This is a genomic window from Streptomyces sp. N50 (assembly GCF_033335955.1).
Taxonomy (GTDB): Bacteria; Actinomycetota; Actinomycetes; order Streptomycetales; family Streptomycetaceae; genus Streptomyces.
In genome coordinates, this window is record NZ_CP137550.1 from 124,479 (window position 1) to 139,122 (window position 14,644).

Consider the following 14,644-nt stretch of genomic DNA (forward strand, 5'->3'; position numbering starts at 1 on the left):
GCGTATCCCATCGCCATGAGGGAAGTCGACTGCCATGGACGCCAAGGCAGAAACCAAGGGCTCGTACTGGTTGGAGACCGCACCGCCCACCGGACCACCCGCTCCCCCGCCGTCGCAGGACCTCTCCGTCGATGTCGCGGTGATCGGCGGCGGCATCGCGGGACTCAGCACGGCCTGGGAACTGACCCGGCAAGGGCGCGAGGTGGCCGTACTGGAGGCCGGACGGCTCGCCGCCGGGGTCAGCGCCCATACGACGGCCAAGCTGACCGTCCTGCACACGCTCGTCTACGACCATCTCCGCCGCACCCGCGGTCCCGAGGGCGCCCGGCTGTACGCGCGCTCGCAGTCCGCCGCGATCCGCCGCGCCGCCGAGATCGTCGAGGAGTTGGACATCGACTGCGACTGGGAGGAGGCGGCGGCCTTCACCTATGCCGAGGACCCACAGGGCGTCGATGAGCTGCGGGCCGAGGCAGAGGCCGCACGGGAGGCGGGGCTGCCCGCCGACTTCGTCACGGAGACCGATCTGCCCTTCCCGGTGGCCGGCGCGGTCCGGGTGACGGGCCAGGCCCAGTTCCACCCCCGGAAGTACCTGCTGGCGCTCGCGGACGACCTGCGCCGACGCGGTGGTGCCGTGTACGAGGACACCCGGGTCGTGGGTCTCAGCGAGGGCGAACCCTGCGTGCTGACGACCGACACCGGAGTGTCGGTGCGCGCCCGCGAGGTCGTGGTCGCCACGCACTACCCCGTCTTCGACCGGGCCCTGCTCTTCACCAGGCTGTCCCCGAGGCGGGAACTGGTGGTGGCGGGGACCGTCGACGAGGCCCTGGCCCCGCGCGGCATGTACATCTCACCCGAGCAGGCCACACGGTCGGTGCGCAGCGCACCGTACCGCGACGGCAAACGCCTCCTGATCGTCACCGGGGAGCACTTCACCCCCGGTGCCACGGACGTCGAGGAACGCTTCGCCCGCCTGTCCGCCTGGGCCCAGGACTATTTCCCCGGTCTCACGCTCACGCACCGCTGGGCGACACAGGACAACGACTCCACCGACTCCGTGCCCCTCGTCGGACCGCTCCACGCCCGCAGCCGGCACACCTACGTCGCCACCGGGTTCGGCGGCTGGGGACTGAGCGGCGGCATCATGGCGGGCGGCCTGCTCAGCGACCTCGTCCGCGGACGCGAGTGCGAGTGGAGCGGCCTCTACGATCCACGCCGCCTGACCTCCGTGGTCCGCGAAGGCGGCTCGTTCCTGAAGCATCAGGCCCAGGTGGCCCGGCACTTCGTCGGCGACCGGCTGCCAGCCTTGACGGACCCGGCGCCGACACCGGAGGACATCCCTCGCGGCGAGGGTTCCGTCATACGGACGGGCGGCCGGCAATGCGCCGTTCACCGCGACGAGAACGGCCAGCTCCACGCAGTCTCGGCCCGTTGCACCCACCTCGGCTGCATCGTCGCCTTCAACAGCGCGGAGCAGGCATGGGAATGCCCGTGCCACGGCTCCCGCTTCGCCCCGGACGGACAGATCCTCCAAGGCCCGGCCGTACGGCCGTTGGAGAAGCGCGACATCTGAACGGCGCGGCGTTTCACGCCCGTTGCCCACGGGAACCCGGTGAACACCCCATCGAGAGCTCGACCGCCGCAGAGAGAAGTTGAACCGCCGTGACCGTGCGCACCGTCAAACAGAAAGCCCTGAAGGTGGCCAGGACAGGCTGGTCGAAGGCCCGTCACCGCCGCGGCAAGGGCGTACGCACGTGCGTTCCCGCGGTGGACAACGACGGATCCCCCGCCACGGTGCGCACGAGCGCGGAAGGGAACATCGTCCGAGGCGAGGACTGACCGGCCTCCTGCCCTTATTCCTCAGGTCGGCGGACAGACCACGCCCCGGGGGAAGAACCACAGGGCTCGCTCTCGTAGTCATCGACGTGATCAACACGTACGACCACGAGGGCGCCGAACTCCTCGTGCTGTCGGTCCGACGCGTCGTGCCCGTCCTGGCCGAACCGATCGACGCGGCCCGCAAAGCGGACGTACCAGTGATCCACGCGAACGACGCTTTCGGCCTGTGGCGCTCCCACCACGGCGAACTTCTCGACAACGCGTCCTCAACTCCGCACTGGACGCACGCATCCGCCACCTCGGCGTCCCGGTGCCCAAGGACTCCGTCACCTACTTACACCCCCAACCGACCTCGGCCGCCCTAGCGACGATGGAACGCAACACAGGCGCCCAAACCGGCAACCACCAGGGGCATCCTGCCCAGGAGGCATGGAGCACGGCGTCAGCTGCGCTCCATCTTCGGGAAGACGTACTCGTCGAGGACCAGGCCCACGGCGACCGCCGCCGGGATGGCGACGAGGGCGCCGATGATGCCGAGGAGCGCCCCGCCGACCAGCACCGCGAGGACGGTGACCAACGGATGGACGTCGACCGCGAACTTCATGGCCCGGGGCACGATGAGGTAGTCCTCGGCGACGCGGAAGACGACGTAGAAGACCGCGGTCGCGATCGCGATGGGGAGCGACACGGAGAGTGCGACGAGGCTGACGACGATTCCGGCGAGGGTGGAGCCGACGATCGGGATCAGGTCCATCAGGGCGGTGAAGATGCCCAGCGCGGCGGCGTACGGGACGCCGGTGGCCGCGCACCAGCCGAAGGTGGCCACTCCGGCGATCCCCGAGGTGACCAGGTTGCCGAGCATGAACTTGCCGATCCGGTTCATGATTTCCTCGGCCACGCCCTCGACGCGCTCGCGGCGGCTGGCCGCCACGAAGCGGTAGCCGAACTGCTTCATGGTCGGCAGGGCCGCCATGCAGTACAGGGTCACCGTGATCACGATCGCCGTGGACGTGACCGTACTCAGGACCACCTGCCCGGCACCCAGGACACCTCCCGCCAGACCGGACGCTCCGCTTCCCGAGGCGATCTGCTCCTTGGCCTTCTCGACCACGTGGTAGCGGTCCTCCAGGCGGCCGATCGTGGACTGGTGGTTGTGGAGCTGCTCCAGCCAGCCGGGCACCGCGTCGACCAGCGCGCTGATCTCCTTGGCCACCGGTGGAATGACCAGGGCCAGGAATCCGGCGAGCACGACGAGGAAGCCGGTCAGCACGATCGCGACGGCCCAGCCGCGCCGCAGACCCCGGCGCGTGAACCAGACGACGACTGGTTCCAGGCTGATCGCGATGAACACGGCCAGCAGCAGCAAGGTCAGCATCGAACTGACCCGCATGACGGTCTGCACGGCGAGCCACGCCAGACTCGCCCCCAGGCCCAGAGCGAAGCCCACGGTCACCCACGACCGTCTACGTCCGCCGCGTGAATCTCCGGGCGGGGGCGGCGGCGCCTTCCGGAACTCCTGTACGGCGTCCGCCGGGCCGGGGCCGGAGCCGTTCAGGTCCGTCCCTTCCGGAGCGCCGTGCTCGTCCCGGGCGGACTCGGGCTCGGACTGCGCAGACATCGCGACGGCTCTCCTGGACGGCTTCATGGCCTCGAATGGGCGCGGATGTTCCGGGTACCCAGGGACTCCGGTCGTATCGCGTCCGTGCACCGCCCAGCGCGTCGTGAGCCGACCAGCACACGGAACTGGGGAACGCTTGGCCGACATCCGATCTCTTGTGGCGGGAGCCGAACACCGTGACCGATCTCGATCCCTTCACCGACCTGCTCGACTACCCGATGTACATCGTGACCGCCGAGGCCGACGGGGAGCGAGCCGGCTGCCTGGTCGGATTCGCCTCGCAGTGCTCGATCGAGCCCGCCCGGTTCATGGTCTGGCTGTCCAAGGCGAACCGGACGTACCGGGTCGCCGAGCACGCCGAACGCCTCACGGTGCATCTCCTCCGCCGCGACCAGGACCGGCTGGCCCGGCTCTTCGGCGGCGAGACCGGCGACCGTACCGACAAGTTCAAGGAAGTCCCGTGGCATACGGGCCCGGGCGGATCACTGATCCTCGACGAGGCTCCCGCTTGGTTCATCGGCCGTGTCGAGAACCGGGTCGACGGCGGCGACCACGTCGGCTTCCTGCTCGCTCCGGAGGCGACGGAAAATCTCGCGAACGGCCGCACCCCTCTGCTGACACTCAACGACGCTCACGCCATCACTCCGGGCCACGCGGCAGACTGAGCGGCGGCGCATGGTCGAGCCGGGGCGGGATACCCCAGTGGTATGCCACCGACACCCGGACCCGGACAGCGGGTAGAGCACAACTCGCCCGACAGGCCCGGCAAACTGCCGAAGCGGTCGTGGTGGGCGGTGCTCAGGGGCACGGTCAAGGAGTTCCAGAACGACGAACTCGCCGACCGGGCCGCCGCGTTGACGTACTACGGGGTTCTCTCGCTCTTCCCCGCGCTGCTGGTCCTGGTCTCGCTGCTCGGCATCGCCGGCAAGTCGACGACCCAGCAGGTCCTGGACAACATCGAGAAACTGGCGCCGAGTTCGGCCCGGAACATCATCGGCGACGCCGTACGCCAGCTCCAGACCACCGGCGGCCTCGGCTCCGTCGTGGCCGTGGTCGGCATCGTCGTCGCCGTCTGGTCGGCCTCCGGCTACATCGCGGCGTTCATCCGCAGCGCCAACGTCGTCTACGACATGCCCGAGGGCCGCCCCGTGTGGAAGGTCCTGCCGATCCGCGTCGGCGTCACGGTGGTGCTGCTGGTCCTGACCGTGATCAGCGCGCTCATCGTGGTGTTCACCGGCGGCCTGGCCCGCGCGGCCGGCTCGGCACTCGGAATCGGGCACGCCACCCTGATGGTGTGGTCGATCGCGAAGTGGCCGGGGCTGATCATCCTGGTCATGGCGATGATCGCGATCCTGTACTGGGCGGCACCCAACGTGAAGGGCCGCGGCTTCCGTTGGGTCACCCCGGGCAGCGTGCTGGCGCTGCTGGTCTGGATGATCGCCTCGGCGGGCTTCGCGTTCTACGTGGCCCACTTCGCCTCGTACAACAAGACCTACGGCACGCTCGCCGGCGTGGTCGTCTTCCTGATCTGGCTGTGGATCAGCAACATCGCGGTCCTGCTCGGCCTCGAATTCGACGCGGAACTGTCCCGTCAACGTGCCGTGGCCGGGGGCTCCCGAAGGGCGAGGAGCCGTATCTCCCGCCCCGGGACACCCGAGCCTGGAGCGAGGAGGACCACCGCCGGACGGAGTGACCTCGCATGCGACGGAGGAGGTGGTCAAGCGCGCACGATGCCTCTTCGCTGCGGACGGAACCCAGGATCAGGCGGAACCTGAGCCCCAGCGCCGGCGCTTCTGGTCCTCGCTGCGCCTGCTGCCCGACGTTCCGCCGCCGGACAGCTGGTGCGGGGTGAGACGCTCGCTCTCGTCCTTCGCGCGCGGTACCTCGTCGGGCTCGCGCATCTCCTGGATCTCGCGGGTCGGCCCGGACTCGGGCAGCCGGGGCTGCTCCTCCGGGCGCGGCGGCGCGGACTCCCGTCGGCGGGCCTTCATTCCGAGCCGTACGGCCCAGATAAGCCCGACGACGAGGATCAGTCCGGCGACCGCCGGAAAGACTCCGAGGGCCGCTCCACTCGACGCGGCCAGTTCCATGCTCGGTGTGTTCATCCATGCCGGGTACCCCGCGGCCACCAGGAGAATCTCGCCCACCTGGCGTGCCCGGCACCCCGGGGCACCCGATGCCGAGGCCCTCAAGACGTATCCCCTGGAGGACTTCATGTTGCGTGCCATCGCAGACGTGCTCCGCGGCATCGGCAGCGCGATCGCCACCGTCGGGACACTGCCGTTCAGGGCCTTGCCGGGCTGTTCGGCGGGGCCTCGCGCTCGGCGCACTGACGACGTTGACGCCGAGGAGTTCGGCGCACCGTCCCGATGGAGCGATCACCGCAGAGTGATCAACGGGATCTTGTTCCGGGTGCGAACGGGGATGCCCTGGCATAGCGCCCAGCGCCCTGGTCCACGCCCGATGCGATCACGCCCCCGCCGGTGTCGTCGGGCAGCCATGTCGTGTTGTCGGCGGGCCAGGCGTCGTACCTCCGTTCTGCCTCCCTCTTCAACTCGGTCATCTACTGTGCGTACAACGTCCGAGCCGCGAACAAACCCAGCCGATCAGGACGTGTGCGGACCAGGCGGCTCGGACCGGCGGTGACTGGTGTCGCACCACGGGTAGGTACGGCTGCGCCGGCAGGTGCACAGGGCGACACAGAACCGGTCGGACGAGACGGTGGTGCCGTCCTCCAGCGTGACGTCGACCGGGCCCTCGACCAGGAGTGGCCCCGTGCGCCGGGCCACGATGCGGCAGCGTCGCTTGTCAGAGTCGTACGGCACGAATGATCACCAGCTCTTCCTTCTCGGCATCGTCCCCGATCAGGCCGCGGTCGCGCAGCCAGCCGCTGCGGGACCGCAGGACGGGGCCGAAGGCGACACTGCGGCGCTCCTCGATTCCGGCGTCCAAGCCTGCCGCCCGCAACCGGCGCAGCGTCTCTTCCGAGCCGCTCAGCGCGGACTGGACCACGAGCAGCACTCCTCCGGGCTTCAGGAGTCCGGGGGCGTCCTCGCAGATCCGGTCGAGCACGAGGCGGCCGTCGTGTCCCGCGTCCCAGGCCCGTACCGCACCCCGCCTGGGGCACGCGGTGGCGGGTGCGGGCACGTACGGCGGGTTGGAGAGGATGAGGTCGAAGGACCTGCCCGCGACGGGAGATAGCAGGTCGCCACGTCTGACGCGGATAGCGAGACGCGCCAGCAGTGCGTTGACCTTGGCGTTGAGAGCCGCTCGCCAGGAGATGTCGATCGCCGTGACGCGGGCGCCGAGCCGCGCTGCGGCCAGGGCGACGGCACCTGTTCCCGTGCCTACGTCGAGAACTTCGGCGTGCGGGGGAAGGTTTTCGTCGCGCAGGCATCGGATGAGCAGGTCGGTGTCGTCCTGCGGGGTGTAGACGCCGGGCAGAGTGACCGTGGTCATGGGGTGTCGTCTCCGGTTCTGGCGGATGCCGCAGAACCTGTTCGGGGTCGGAACAGTGGTCAGACCGGCATACGCAGCGACGACTCCCCCGCTCGCCAGGCGCCGAGAAGGTGCTCGGCGAGGCGGTCTTCGAGATACGTGGTGGCGTCCACGCCGAACGCGACGTCGCCGTCGAGGTGCGGCTCCTCTTCGAGCAGACCCGCTACGACGTCCCGGCGGACGATCTGTTCGTGCACGGCGTCGGCCTCGACGTGCTCGTCGTAGAAGTGCTCGGCGGCCGGTCCGGCGCCGGTGCGTCGCATGGCCTGGGCGAGGCGTCGTGAACCCGGGGACGAGGTGATCTCGACGGTGGCGAAATGTCCGACGAGGGCTCCTCGCAGGACGCGGTGGAGGCCGAAGAGGGACATCAGGTTCACGGTGGCGAGGGCCTCAGGGCCGGCCGCATCGAGGTAGTGGCCATAGGCGGTGTCCAGTTCGAGGTCGGCCATGAGGTCGGCGAACAGGCGGGCGTGCACGCGATCCGCGCGGCCTCCGCCGAACTCGTCGAACTCCACGGCCGCCATGCCCGCCTTCGCCCGGCCCCACAGCCGGGGCAGCACCCAGGCGTGCGGATCGGCTTCCTTGAGGTGGTAGAGCGAGCGCTGGGCGGCGTACTCGCGTATCTGCCACAGTTCTCCCTCGTCCCGCAGGAAGTGGCTGACGCCCGAGCCGTCGACGGGTTCGACGAGCAGTACCTCCAGTGCCTCGCCTGCGTGCTTGTGCACGGTCGCGGCGTCGCGGAGAGTGTCGAGAAAAGGTCGTTCCAGAGCTGCCCGGACCCTGAGCAGGTCGGGGTCCCACTCGCGGTCGGCGTCGACTTCCGCGAATCCCCGGTAGTGCAGCTCGTAGCAGAGGTACAGGGCGAGCTGGAAGTCATCTCCGAGCGGGGCGGCGGTGAAAATCTCCCGGCTGTGCGGAAGCGGTCCCGTACTCCGCAGGTACGCGATGATCGCCGCCGATATCCGACCACGAGCGGACGGCAGGGCCGGTTCCGGCGATGTGACGTTCATGAACGCCGAGTACCCGTGATCGAGAACCTCTCACGTGAGCCGGCTCGGGCGGTGACAGCCCCGGCTGCCGGACCGCCCCCTGGCCGGGCTCATGGCCAGGGGGCGAGGAAAGCGACTGCCCCTGCGTCGGATCCTGGATCAGGGCGTCAGGCAAGGGAGCTGTCGGGGGGCTCGCAGTCGGCCGTCCCGGTCACAGGGCAGGGGTGAAGCGGCCCCAGGCTCGGTGTCCGCCGAGCAGACGGGTCACTGCCTGCAACACGGCGGGTGCGGTCGTACCGAACACCACCCCGGCGGGTCCCTCGGGCAGTCCGGCCGCCTCAAGAGCGCCGACTCCTTCGCCCCAGGCCCCGATGGCCTTGCCGTGGCGGTACGCCTCGGTGACCATCAGCAGCAGTCGCGGGTCGATGGCGGTGACCACGGCCATGTCGTCGTCGACCTTGGCATCGCGGGCCCCGTAGGCGTCGGCTGCGGGCGCCGGTGCCCCGGCCACCAGAAGGGCGTCGAACTCGGTGGAGCGGGCGGTCGCGAAGGTGCGCTGGACGGTGACCGGGTCTCCGTCCTGGTCCAGCACCCCGCCTGCCGGTGCGACGACCAGCGGAACCATGCCGGCGTCGAGGACCGCGCGGCGCACTTCCCGTACGCCGTCCAGGTCGTCCGCGCCGGTGGTGACAATGCCGATGATCCGGCCCTCGACCGGCCAGTCCCCGCCGAGCTGGGACAGGGCGGGGCTCGGTTCGACCACCGCAGGCGTGAGGCTCGCCTCGGGGGCCGGAAGGCCCAGCCCGGCTGCGACGTGCTGGCAGAGGTCCGGGTCGATGTTGGCGAGCACCTTCAGTGCCCGTTCCTTGATCGCCGTCTCCCAGCACTTGCCGAGCTCGAAGGTGTAGGCGGCGACGATGTGTTCACGCTCGGTGGGAGACATGCTGAGCCAGAACAGCCGGGCCTGGCTGAAGTGGTCGTCGAAGGACGCCGCCGCGTCACGCACCTTGCGGGCGGCTGGGACCTCGACGGGAACCTCGATGTACGCCCCGGTGTCCTCGCCTGCGAGGAACGGGCAGCCGCCGTCGAGGGAGTTGGGATGGTAGGGGCCAACCCCGGTGTGGACGGCTGTCTGGTGCATGCCGTCACGCAGCATGTCGTTGACGGGCGCGTGCGTGCGGTTGATCGGGAGCTGCCCGAAGTTTGGTCCACCCAGTCGGCTGATCTGGGTGTCGAGGTAGGAGAAGAGACGTCCCTGGAGCAGCGGGTCGTCGGTGACGTCGATGCCGGGGACCAGATGGCCGACGTGGAAGGCGACCTGTTCGGTCTCGGCGAAGTAGTTCGACGGGTTGGCGTTGAGGGTCATCAGGCCGATCGGGCGCACCGGAGCCAGTTCCTCGGGGACGATCTTCGTCGGGTCGAGCAGGTCGATGCCCTCGAACATCTGGTCCTCGGTGTCCGGGAAGGTCTGCACACCGAGTTCCCACTCTGGGAAGGCGCCTGCCTCGATCGCGTCGGCGAGGTCACGCCGGTGGAAGTCGGGATCCACGCCCGCGGTGATCTGCGCTTCCTCCCACACCAGCGAGTGCACACCCAGCTTCGGCTTCCAGTGGAACTTCACCAGCGTGGTGGCGCCCTCGGCGTTGACGAGCCGGAAGGTGTGGACGCCGAAGCCCTCCATCATCCGGTACGACCGCGGGATGCCCCGGTCGGACATGTTCCACAGCGTGTGGTGGGTGGCCTCCGTGTGGAGGGTGACGAAGTCCCAGAACGTGTCGTGCGCGCTCTGCGCCTGCGGGATCTCCCGGTCCGGATGCGGCTTGCCCGCGTGGATGACATCGGGGAACTTCAGCGCGTCCTGGATGAAGAACACCGGGATGTTGTTGCCCACCAGGTCGAAGACGCCCTCGCCGGTGTAGAACTTCGTCGCGAAACCGCGGGTGTCGCGCACGGTGTCGGCCGATCCGCGCGAACCCAGGACGGTGGAGAAGCGGACGAACACCGGCGTCTCGACGCCCTCGGCGAGGAATGCGGCTTTGGTGATCCCGGCGGCGGCGCCATAGCCCCGGAATACGCCGTGAGCGGCGGCGCCACGGGCGTGTACCACCCGCTCCGGGATGCGTTCGTGGTCGAAGTGGGTGATCTTCTCCCGCAGGTGGTGGTCCTGGAGCAGCACCGGGCCGCGGAGGCCGGCCTTCAATGAGTGGTCGGTGTCGTACAGGCGCGCACCCTGCGCGGTGGTGAGGCGCTCGCCGCCCTGCGCGACCTCCTTCTGCGGGATTCCGGTCTCCTGGCCGGTCGGACTGTAGGTGTCCGGCCCGCGCTGGTCGGGCTTGGGCGGGAGCGGCTCCCGCGCATCGGTCGGCTCCTCCACCAGCGGGGCCTGGGTGCCCGGAGCACCGGGAATCTCGTTTCCGCCGCGAACAACGTCCTGGACTTTCTCCACGACCTTCTCCGCGGCGGCCGACACGGGGTTCTTCTTCGCGCTCATTGGGTTCCGATCCGTGGGAGGGGTGACGCCCTACGCGAAGCGATCGGCATTCGGGCAAGGGCGTCATCGGCTGCGGCCCACGGGTGCCCCTCGACACGACAGCCGACACACAAACCGGGCGAACAGTCGCTGATCACCGCCGTCCTAGCGCGAGAGTGCGTACCCGGACCCAGGGTGGGAACGCGCAAGGAACCAGACATTTCAAACGGCGGAGGATCTCATGGCCGTACGACACCGTTTGATCAAGAAGTCTCCCGACGACGTCTGGAAGATCCTTTCCGACGTCGAACGGTACGGGGACTGGGTTGTCGGTACCTCGCGGGCCGAGCTGGACGAGGGGTCGTGGCCCGAGGTGGGGGCGGCCCTCCGCTACGAGATCAGGATCGGGCCGCTCACCCTGCACAACCAGACCGTGGTACGCCGCAGCGAACCGCCCGCCGTCCTCGAACTGGAGGCGAACAGCGGGCCGCTCGGAACCGCGAGGATCGCGATGGAACTGCGGCCCTGGGGTGAGCAGACACTGGTCATCCTCGACGAGCATCCACTGCGCGGTGCGGGTGGCCTCCTGCACAACCCCCTGCTGGACGCGGTGCAGCAGGTGCGCAGCCGCGCGATGCTGGCCCGTCTCGCCCGCCTGTGCGAGGAGGACGAGAGCCCGTCACGCACCGCTGCCGGACAACCGCGCCCGCACACGGCCTGAACCAGCGCCGAGCGCTGAAGAAGCCGCGCCACCGGGTGCGGTGCCACCCACCGAACCGGGAGCGAGTGATGGCGGACGCAGTAGTGATCGGGGCGGGCCCCAACGGGCTGGTCGCCGCGAACCTCCTGGCCGACGCGGGGTGGAGCGTGGAGGTCCTGGAGGCCCAGGACGAGCCGGGAGGAGCGGTCCGGCACGACCGTGGTGTCGACCCCGACTTCGCCAGCGACCTCTTCAGCGCCTTCTATCCTCTCGCCGCCGCCTCCCCGGTCCTGGCCGACCTTCATCTGGAGCGGGAAGGGCTGAGCTGGAGCCATGCCCCGAAGGTGCTCGCCCACCCGTTGCTGGACGGCCGCTGCGCGGTCCTCAGCCGGGACCTGGAGGAGACGGCCGCGAGCCTGGAGGCGTTCGCGCCCGGGGACGGAGCCGCGTGGAAGGAACTGCGGAACGTCTGGGAGACGCTGCGGCCCGGCATCCTCGAAGCCCTGTTCACACCGTTCCCCCCGGTCCGCGCCGGGGCCCGGCTGGCGCTACGACTGCGGGCGGCAGGGGGATTGCGGCTGGCCCGGACGATGCTGCTGCCGGTCCGGCGCATGGGCGAGGAGGAGTTCGACGGCGAGGGCGGCAGGCTCCTGCTCGCGGGCAACGCCCTGCACGCGGATCTCGCACCGGAGGCAGCGGGCAGCGGCGGATTCGGCTGGCTCATGTCCATGCTCGGCCAGACCTACGGCTTCCCCGTCCCCACCGGCGGCGCCGGAGCGCTCACCTCGGCTCTTGTCCGCCGACTGACGCGTCTCGGCGGGACCGTCCGCTGCGCGGAACGCGTCACCGAGGTCGTCGTCGGCAACGGTCGCGCCGTCGGCGTCCGCACCGCGAACGGTGAAGCGGTGACGGCGCGCAGAGCCGTCCTGGCCGATGTCTCCGCGCCGTCGCTCTACGGCTCCCTCGTCGCGGAGGAGCACCTTCCCGGGAGGCTGCTCGCCGACCTGAAACGCTTCCAGTGGGACTTCGCCACCTTCAAAGTCGACTGGGCACTGAACGGCCCGGTGCCCTGGACGTCCCCGGAGGCCGCACAAGCGGGAACCGTCCATCTCGCGGAGGGCGTCGACGCCCTCACCCGCTTCGCCGCCCAGATCGCCACGGGCCACGTCCCCGACGAACCCTTCGCCCTCTTCGGCCAGATGACCACCGCCGACCCCAGCCGCTCACCCCGGGGCACCGAGTCCGCCTGGGCCTACACTCACGTGCCGCACCAGGTGCGGGGCGATGCGGGGGACGACAAGCTCACCGGCTCCTGGGACGCCCGGGAGCAGGAGACCATGGCGGACCGTGTCGAGACACAGGTCGAGCGCTACGCTCCCGGCTTCCGCGGCCTCATCAGAGCTCGGCGCATCCTCGCCCCGCCGACGCTGGAGAGCATGAACGCCAACCTCCACGGCGGCGCCATCAGCGGCGGCACCACCGCCCTGCACCAGCAGCTGGTCTTCCGCCCCACACCCGGCACCGGCCGCCCCGAGACACCCGTACCCGGGCTCTACCTCGCATCCGCCTCCGCGCACCCGGGCGGAGGCGTCCACGGCGCCCCCGGCGCCAACGCCGCGCGCGCCGCCCTCCGCGGGCCTCGCACCCGCGCCCTCGCCCACCTCCAGAGCCGACTCACTCACCGCGACCGCGAAGGCCGGCGCTGACGGCCCCCACGCCCTACCGACCGCGTCAGGAACCGGCGATGTCTCGATCCAGAGGGGAGACGTTTGTTCGGGCTCGTTCGGCGCACACGAAGAGCTGACACAGCCTTTGTTCGAAGAAGAGGAAGCGGAGACACACCATGGGAATCATCGCGTGGATCATCATCGGCCTGCTCGCCGGCGCCATCGCCAAGATGCTGATGCCGGGCAAGGACCCCGGCGGCATCATCGTCACCATGCTCATCGGCATCGTCGGCGGCCTGCTCGGCGGCTGGCTCGGCAAGGTGATCTTCGGCGTCGACTCCATCGATGGGTTCTTCGACATCTCCACCTGGATCGCCGCGATCGTCGGCTCCTTCATCCTGCTTCTCGTCTACCGCCTCGTCACCGGCAACCGACGCTCGCACCGCCACGCCTGACCGACCGACGGCACACGCCCGCACCACCTCAACGGCTCCCTCCTGTCTCACAGGACGGGAGCCGTCGGCGTGCCCGGGGCTTCGGTGAAGGGCCAGGTCGCGTAGCGCCTCAAACAGGGTCTGGCGACGGCGTCCGCCGATGAAGATCGCCACAGGTACGCATCCACCGTGTCCGGCGGGGCACTTGGTGAGTCATGGAGTGGGCGGGCAGGGCGGGAGGGGCGGTTCGTCGTCACGGCGCGACGGCGGTGTCGGCGGTGCGGCGGGCGGCGCGTGGACCGGGTCGTGAACGTGATCTGACGGTGCAGGCCGGCAAGGCGGCATTTGCTGCCTGTCTGGCGTGGGCCGTGGCCGGGTGGTGGCTACAGGCGCCGGTGGCGTTCGTCGCCCCGTGGATGGCGGTCGTGCTGGTGGAGTCGACGGTGTACCGGTCGCTCGCGCACGGCCTGCAGCAGTTGGCGGCGATCGCGGTGGGCACGGTGGTGGCGACAGCCGTCGCGTTGGTGCTGGGCGGCACGATGGTCCCGATGGTCGTGGTGCTTCCGACGGTGCTGCTGCTGGCGCAGTGGCGGCGCCTGGGCAGCCAGGGCATCTACGCCGCCACCGGCGCGCTGTTCGTCCTGACCGACGGGCAGGTCTCCATGGCCACTTCGGGCGCACGTATCGCGGAGGCGGTCTTCGGCGCGGTGGTCGGCATCGCGGTCAACGCGCTGGTCCGGCCCCCGGTGTATCTGCGTGACACCCGTGCCGCCCTCAAGGACGCCGCCGACGAAGCGGAACGGATTCTCTCCACGGTGGCCGAGGCGCTCGCCGACGGTGAGTGGGAGGACAACGCGGCCCGGGTCTGGCACGAGCGCGCGCTGCGGCTGGGACGCCTGGTCGACCAGGCCCGTTCCGCGATCGGCTGGAGCCGCGAAAGCATGCGGGGCAATCACCGCGGGCTCGGCGCGGGCGGCATCCCCCGGCCCGGCAAGGGCTACGACGACGCGCTGGCCGTCCTGGACCAGGTCGCCGTACACATCGCCGGTGTGACCCGCACCGTGCTGGAGATCGCCCTCCACGACGACGAGACGGTCCGCACCGACCCCCAACTCACCGGCCCCTACGCCGACTTCCTGCGCCACACCGCCCTGGCGATCGGTCTCTACGGCCAGACCCGCTTCGCGGAAACCGGCACTGAGCAGCCGGCTCACAGGGCCCTGCGTGAGGCTGTCGACGAGCTCCGCCGCAGCCTCGACGAACTCCACCGAAAGCTGCCCGGTACCGTGCGCGACGATCCCGACGCACTGGCGACACACGGCGCACTGCTGGTCCAGGCACGTCGGCTGGCCGATCAGCTCGTGCAGGACTGACACCGTTGCATGAGGAAGGCGACCGTCGTGTCCAGAGGGCGTGCGGTACGGCGACGGAC

At 70.0% G+C, this 14,644-nt stretch carries 13 protein-coding genes and 3 pseudogenes; 10 read left to right on the top strand and 6 right to left on the bottom strand.

The features are described 5' to 3' along the window. The first annotated feature begins 34 nt into the window (after positions 1-34). The 3 genes and pseudogenes from R2B38_RS45355 to R2B38_RS45365 all read left to right on the top strand — a co-directional run. Positions 35-1,570: an FAD-dependent oxidoreductase gene (locus tag R2B38_RS45355; protein ID WP_318022054.1), complete on the top strand. Its 1,536-nt coding sequence runs from the start codon at positions 35-37 to the stop codon at positions 1,568-1,570. Between the two features lie 89 nt (positions 1,571-1,659). Then, positions 1,660-1,836 carry a hypothetical protein gene (locus tag R2B38_RS45360; protein WP_318022055.1) on the top strand — a complete coding sequence of 59 codons (177 nt, stop codon included), beginning with the start codon at positions 1,660-1,662 and terminating at the stop codon, positions 1,834-1,836. An 80-nt stretch (positions 1,837-1,916) separates the two neighbouring features. Then, positions 1,917-2,230: pseudogene (locus R2B38_RS45365) on the top strand (cysteine hydrolase); the annotation flags it as partial. 48 nt (positions 2,231-2,278) lie between these two features. Here R2B38_RS45365 and R2B38_RS45370 read toward each other — a convergent pair. Then, positions 2,279-3,454, bottom strand: a complete 1,176-nt coding sequence (locus R2B38_RS45370; RefSeq protein WP_318022056.1) for an AI-2E family transporter — start codon at positions 3,452-3,454, stop codon at positions 2,279-2,281. Between the two features lie 176 nt (positions 3,455-3,630). Here R2B38_RS45370 and R2B38_RS45375 point away from each other — a divergent pair, with 176 nt between their 5' ends. Both R2B38_RS45375 and R2B38_RS45380 read left to right on the top strand, forming a co-directional pair. Next, positions 3,631-4,119, top strand: a complete 489-nt coding sequence (locus R2B38_RS45375; RefSeq protein WP_318022057.1) for a flavin reductase family protein — start codon at positions 3,631-3,633, stop codon at positions 4,117-4,119. Between the two features lie 42 nt (positions 4,120-4,161). After that, a pseudogene (locus tag R2B38_RS45380) lies at positions 4,162-5,147 on the top strand (YihY/virulence factor BrkB family protein). 67 nt (positions 5,148-5,214) lie between these two features. Here the strand turns inward: R2B38_RS45380 and R2B38_RS45385 are convergent. Further along, the gene (locus R2B38_RS45385; protein WP_318022058.1) at positions 5,215-5,559 is read right to left on the bottom strand and encodes a DUF6479 family protein; all 345 of its coding nucleotides are present in this window, start codon (positions 5,557-5,559) and stop codon (positions 5,215-5,217) included. A gap of 109 nt (positions 5,560-5,668) precedes the next feature. Here R2B38_RS45385 and R2B38_RS45390 point away from each other — a divergent pair. Continuing rightward, positions 5,669-5,782, top strand: a pseudogene (locus R2B38_RS45390) (LPFR motif small protein); the annotation flags it as partial. A gap of 278 nt (positions 5,783-6,060) precedes the next feature. Here the strand turns inward: R2B38_RS45390 and R2B38_RS45395 are convergent. The 4 genes from R2B38_RS45395 to R2B38_RS45410 form a co-directional block, all read right to left on the bottom strand. Beyond that, positions 6,061-6,279, bottom strand: a complete 219-nt coding sequence (locus R2B38_RS45395) for a CDGSH iron-sulfur domain-containing protein (protein WP_318022059.1) — start codon at positions 6,277-6,279, stop codon at positions 6,061-6,063. Then, positions 6,263-6,913 (bottom strand): HemK2/MTQ2 family protein methyltransferase, encoded by a 651-nt coding sequence (locus R2B38_RS45400; protein ID WP_318022060.1) that lies wholly within the window; start codon positions 6,911-6,913, stop codon positions 6,263-6,265. Before R2B38_RS45400 ends, R2B38_RS45395 begins: the two co-directional genes overlap by 17 nt. Before the next feature lie 59 nt (positions 6,914-6,972). After that, entirely contained in the window at positions 6,973-7,962 is a 990-nt protein-coding gene (locus tag R2B38_RS45405; RefSeq protein WP_318022061.1) for an iron-containing redox enzyme family protein, read from the bottom strand. Positions 7,963-8,152: 190 nt separating this feature from the next. Further along, positions 8,153-10,432 carry a catalase gene (locus tag R2B38_RS45410; protein ID WP_318022062.1) on the bottom strand — a complete coding sequence of 760 codons (2,280 nt, stop codon included), beginning with the start codon at positions 10,430-10,432 and terminating at the stop codon, positions 8,153-8,155. Between the two features lie 220 nt (positions 10,433-10,652). On the opposite strand from R2B38_RS45410, the gene R2B38_RS45415 reads away from it, so the two are divergent. The 4 genes from R2B38_RS45415 to R2B38_RS45430 all read left to right on the top strand — a co-directional run bounded on the left by R2B38_RS45415 (position 10,653) and on the right by R2B38_RS45430 (position 14,585). Then, complete coding sequence (locus tag R2B38_RS45415; RefSeq protein ID WP_318022063.1) at positions 10,653-11,132, top strand: SRPBCC family protein; 480 nt, start codon at positions 10,653-10,655, stop codon at positions 11,130-11,132. Positions 11,133-11,200: 68 nt separating this feature from the next. Continuing rightward, positions 11,201-12,817, top strand: a complete 1,617-nt coding sequence (locus R2B38_RS45420; protein WP_318022064.1) for an NAD(P)/FAD-dependent oxidoreductase — start codon at positions 11,201-11,203, stop codon at positions 12,815-12,817. 137 nt (positions 12,818-12,954) lie between these two features. Next, a complete protein-coding gene (locus R2B38_RS45425) occupies positions 12,955-13,233 on the top strand; it encodes a GlsB/YeaQ/YmgE family stress response membrane protein (RefSeq protein ID WP_318022065.1) in 279 nt (92 codons plus the stop codon). Between the two features lie 194 nt (positions 13,234-13,427). Next, positions 13,428-14,585, top strand: coding sequence for an FUSC family protein (locus R2B38_RS45430; RefSeq protein WP_411978618.1), 1,158 nt, complete (start codon positions 13,428-13,430; stop codon positions 14,583-14,585). Positions 14,586-14,644 lie beyond the last annotated feature (59 nt).

Excerpts from the sequence above, each read along its gene's own strand:
- R2B38_RS45430 (WP_411978618.1), top strand. The coding sequence starts at position 13,428 with ATGGAGTGGGCGGGCAGGGCGGGAGGGGCGGTTCGTCGTCACGGCGCG.
- R2B38_RS45385 (WP_318022058.1), bottom strand. The coding sequence starts at position 5,559 with ATGAACACACCGAGCATGGAACTGGCCGCGTCGAGTGGAGCGGCCCTC.
- R2B38_RS45415 (WP_318022063.1), top strand. The coding sequence starts at position 10,653 with ATGGCCGTACGACACCGTTTGATCAAGAAGTCTCCCGACGACGTCTGG.
- R2B38_RS45355 (WP_318022054.1), top strand. The coding sequence starts at position 35 with ATGGACGCCAAGGCAGAAACCAAGGGCTCGTACTGGTTGGAGACCGCA.
- R2B38_RS45420 (WP_318022064.1), top strand. The coding sequence starts at position 11,201 with ATGGCGGACGCAGTAGTGATCGGGGCGGGCCCCAACGGGCTGGTCGCC.
- R2B38_RS45405 (WP_318022061.1), bottom strand. The coding sequence starts at position 7,962 with ATGAACGTCACATCGCCGGAACCGGCCCTGCCGTCCGCTCGTGGTCGG.
- R2B38_RS45425 (WP_318022065.1), top strand. The coding sequence starts at position 12,955 with ATGGGAATCATCGCGTGGATCATCATCGGCCTGCTCGCCGGCGCCATC.
- R2B38_RS45410 (WP_318022062.1), bottom strand. The coding sequence starts at position 10,432 with ATGAGCGCGAAGAAGAACCCCGTGTCGGCCGCCGCGGAGAAGGTCGTG.
- R2B38_RS45400 (WP_318022060.1), bottom strand. The coding sequence starts at position 6,913 with ATGACCACGGTCACTCTGCCCGGCGTCTACACCCCGCAGGACGACACC.
- R2B38_RS45370 (WP_318022056.1), bottom strand. The coding sequence starts at position 3,454 with ATGTCTGCGCAGTCCGAGCCCGAGTCCGCCCGGGACGAGCACGGCGCT.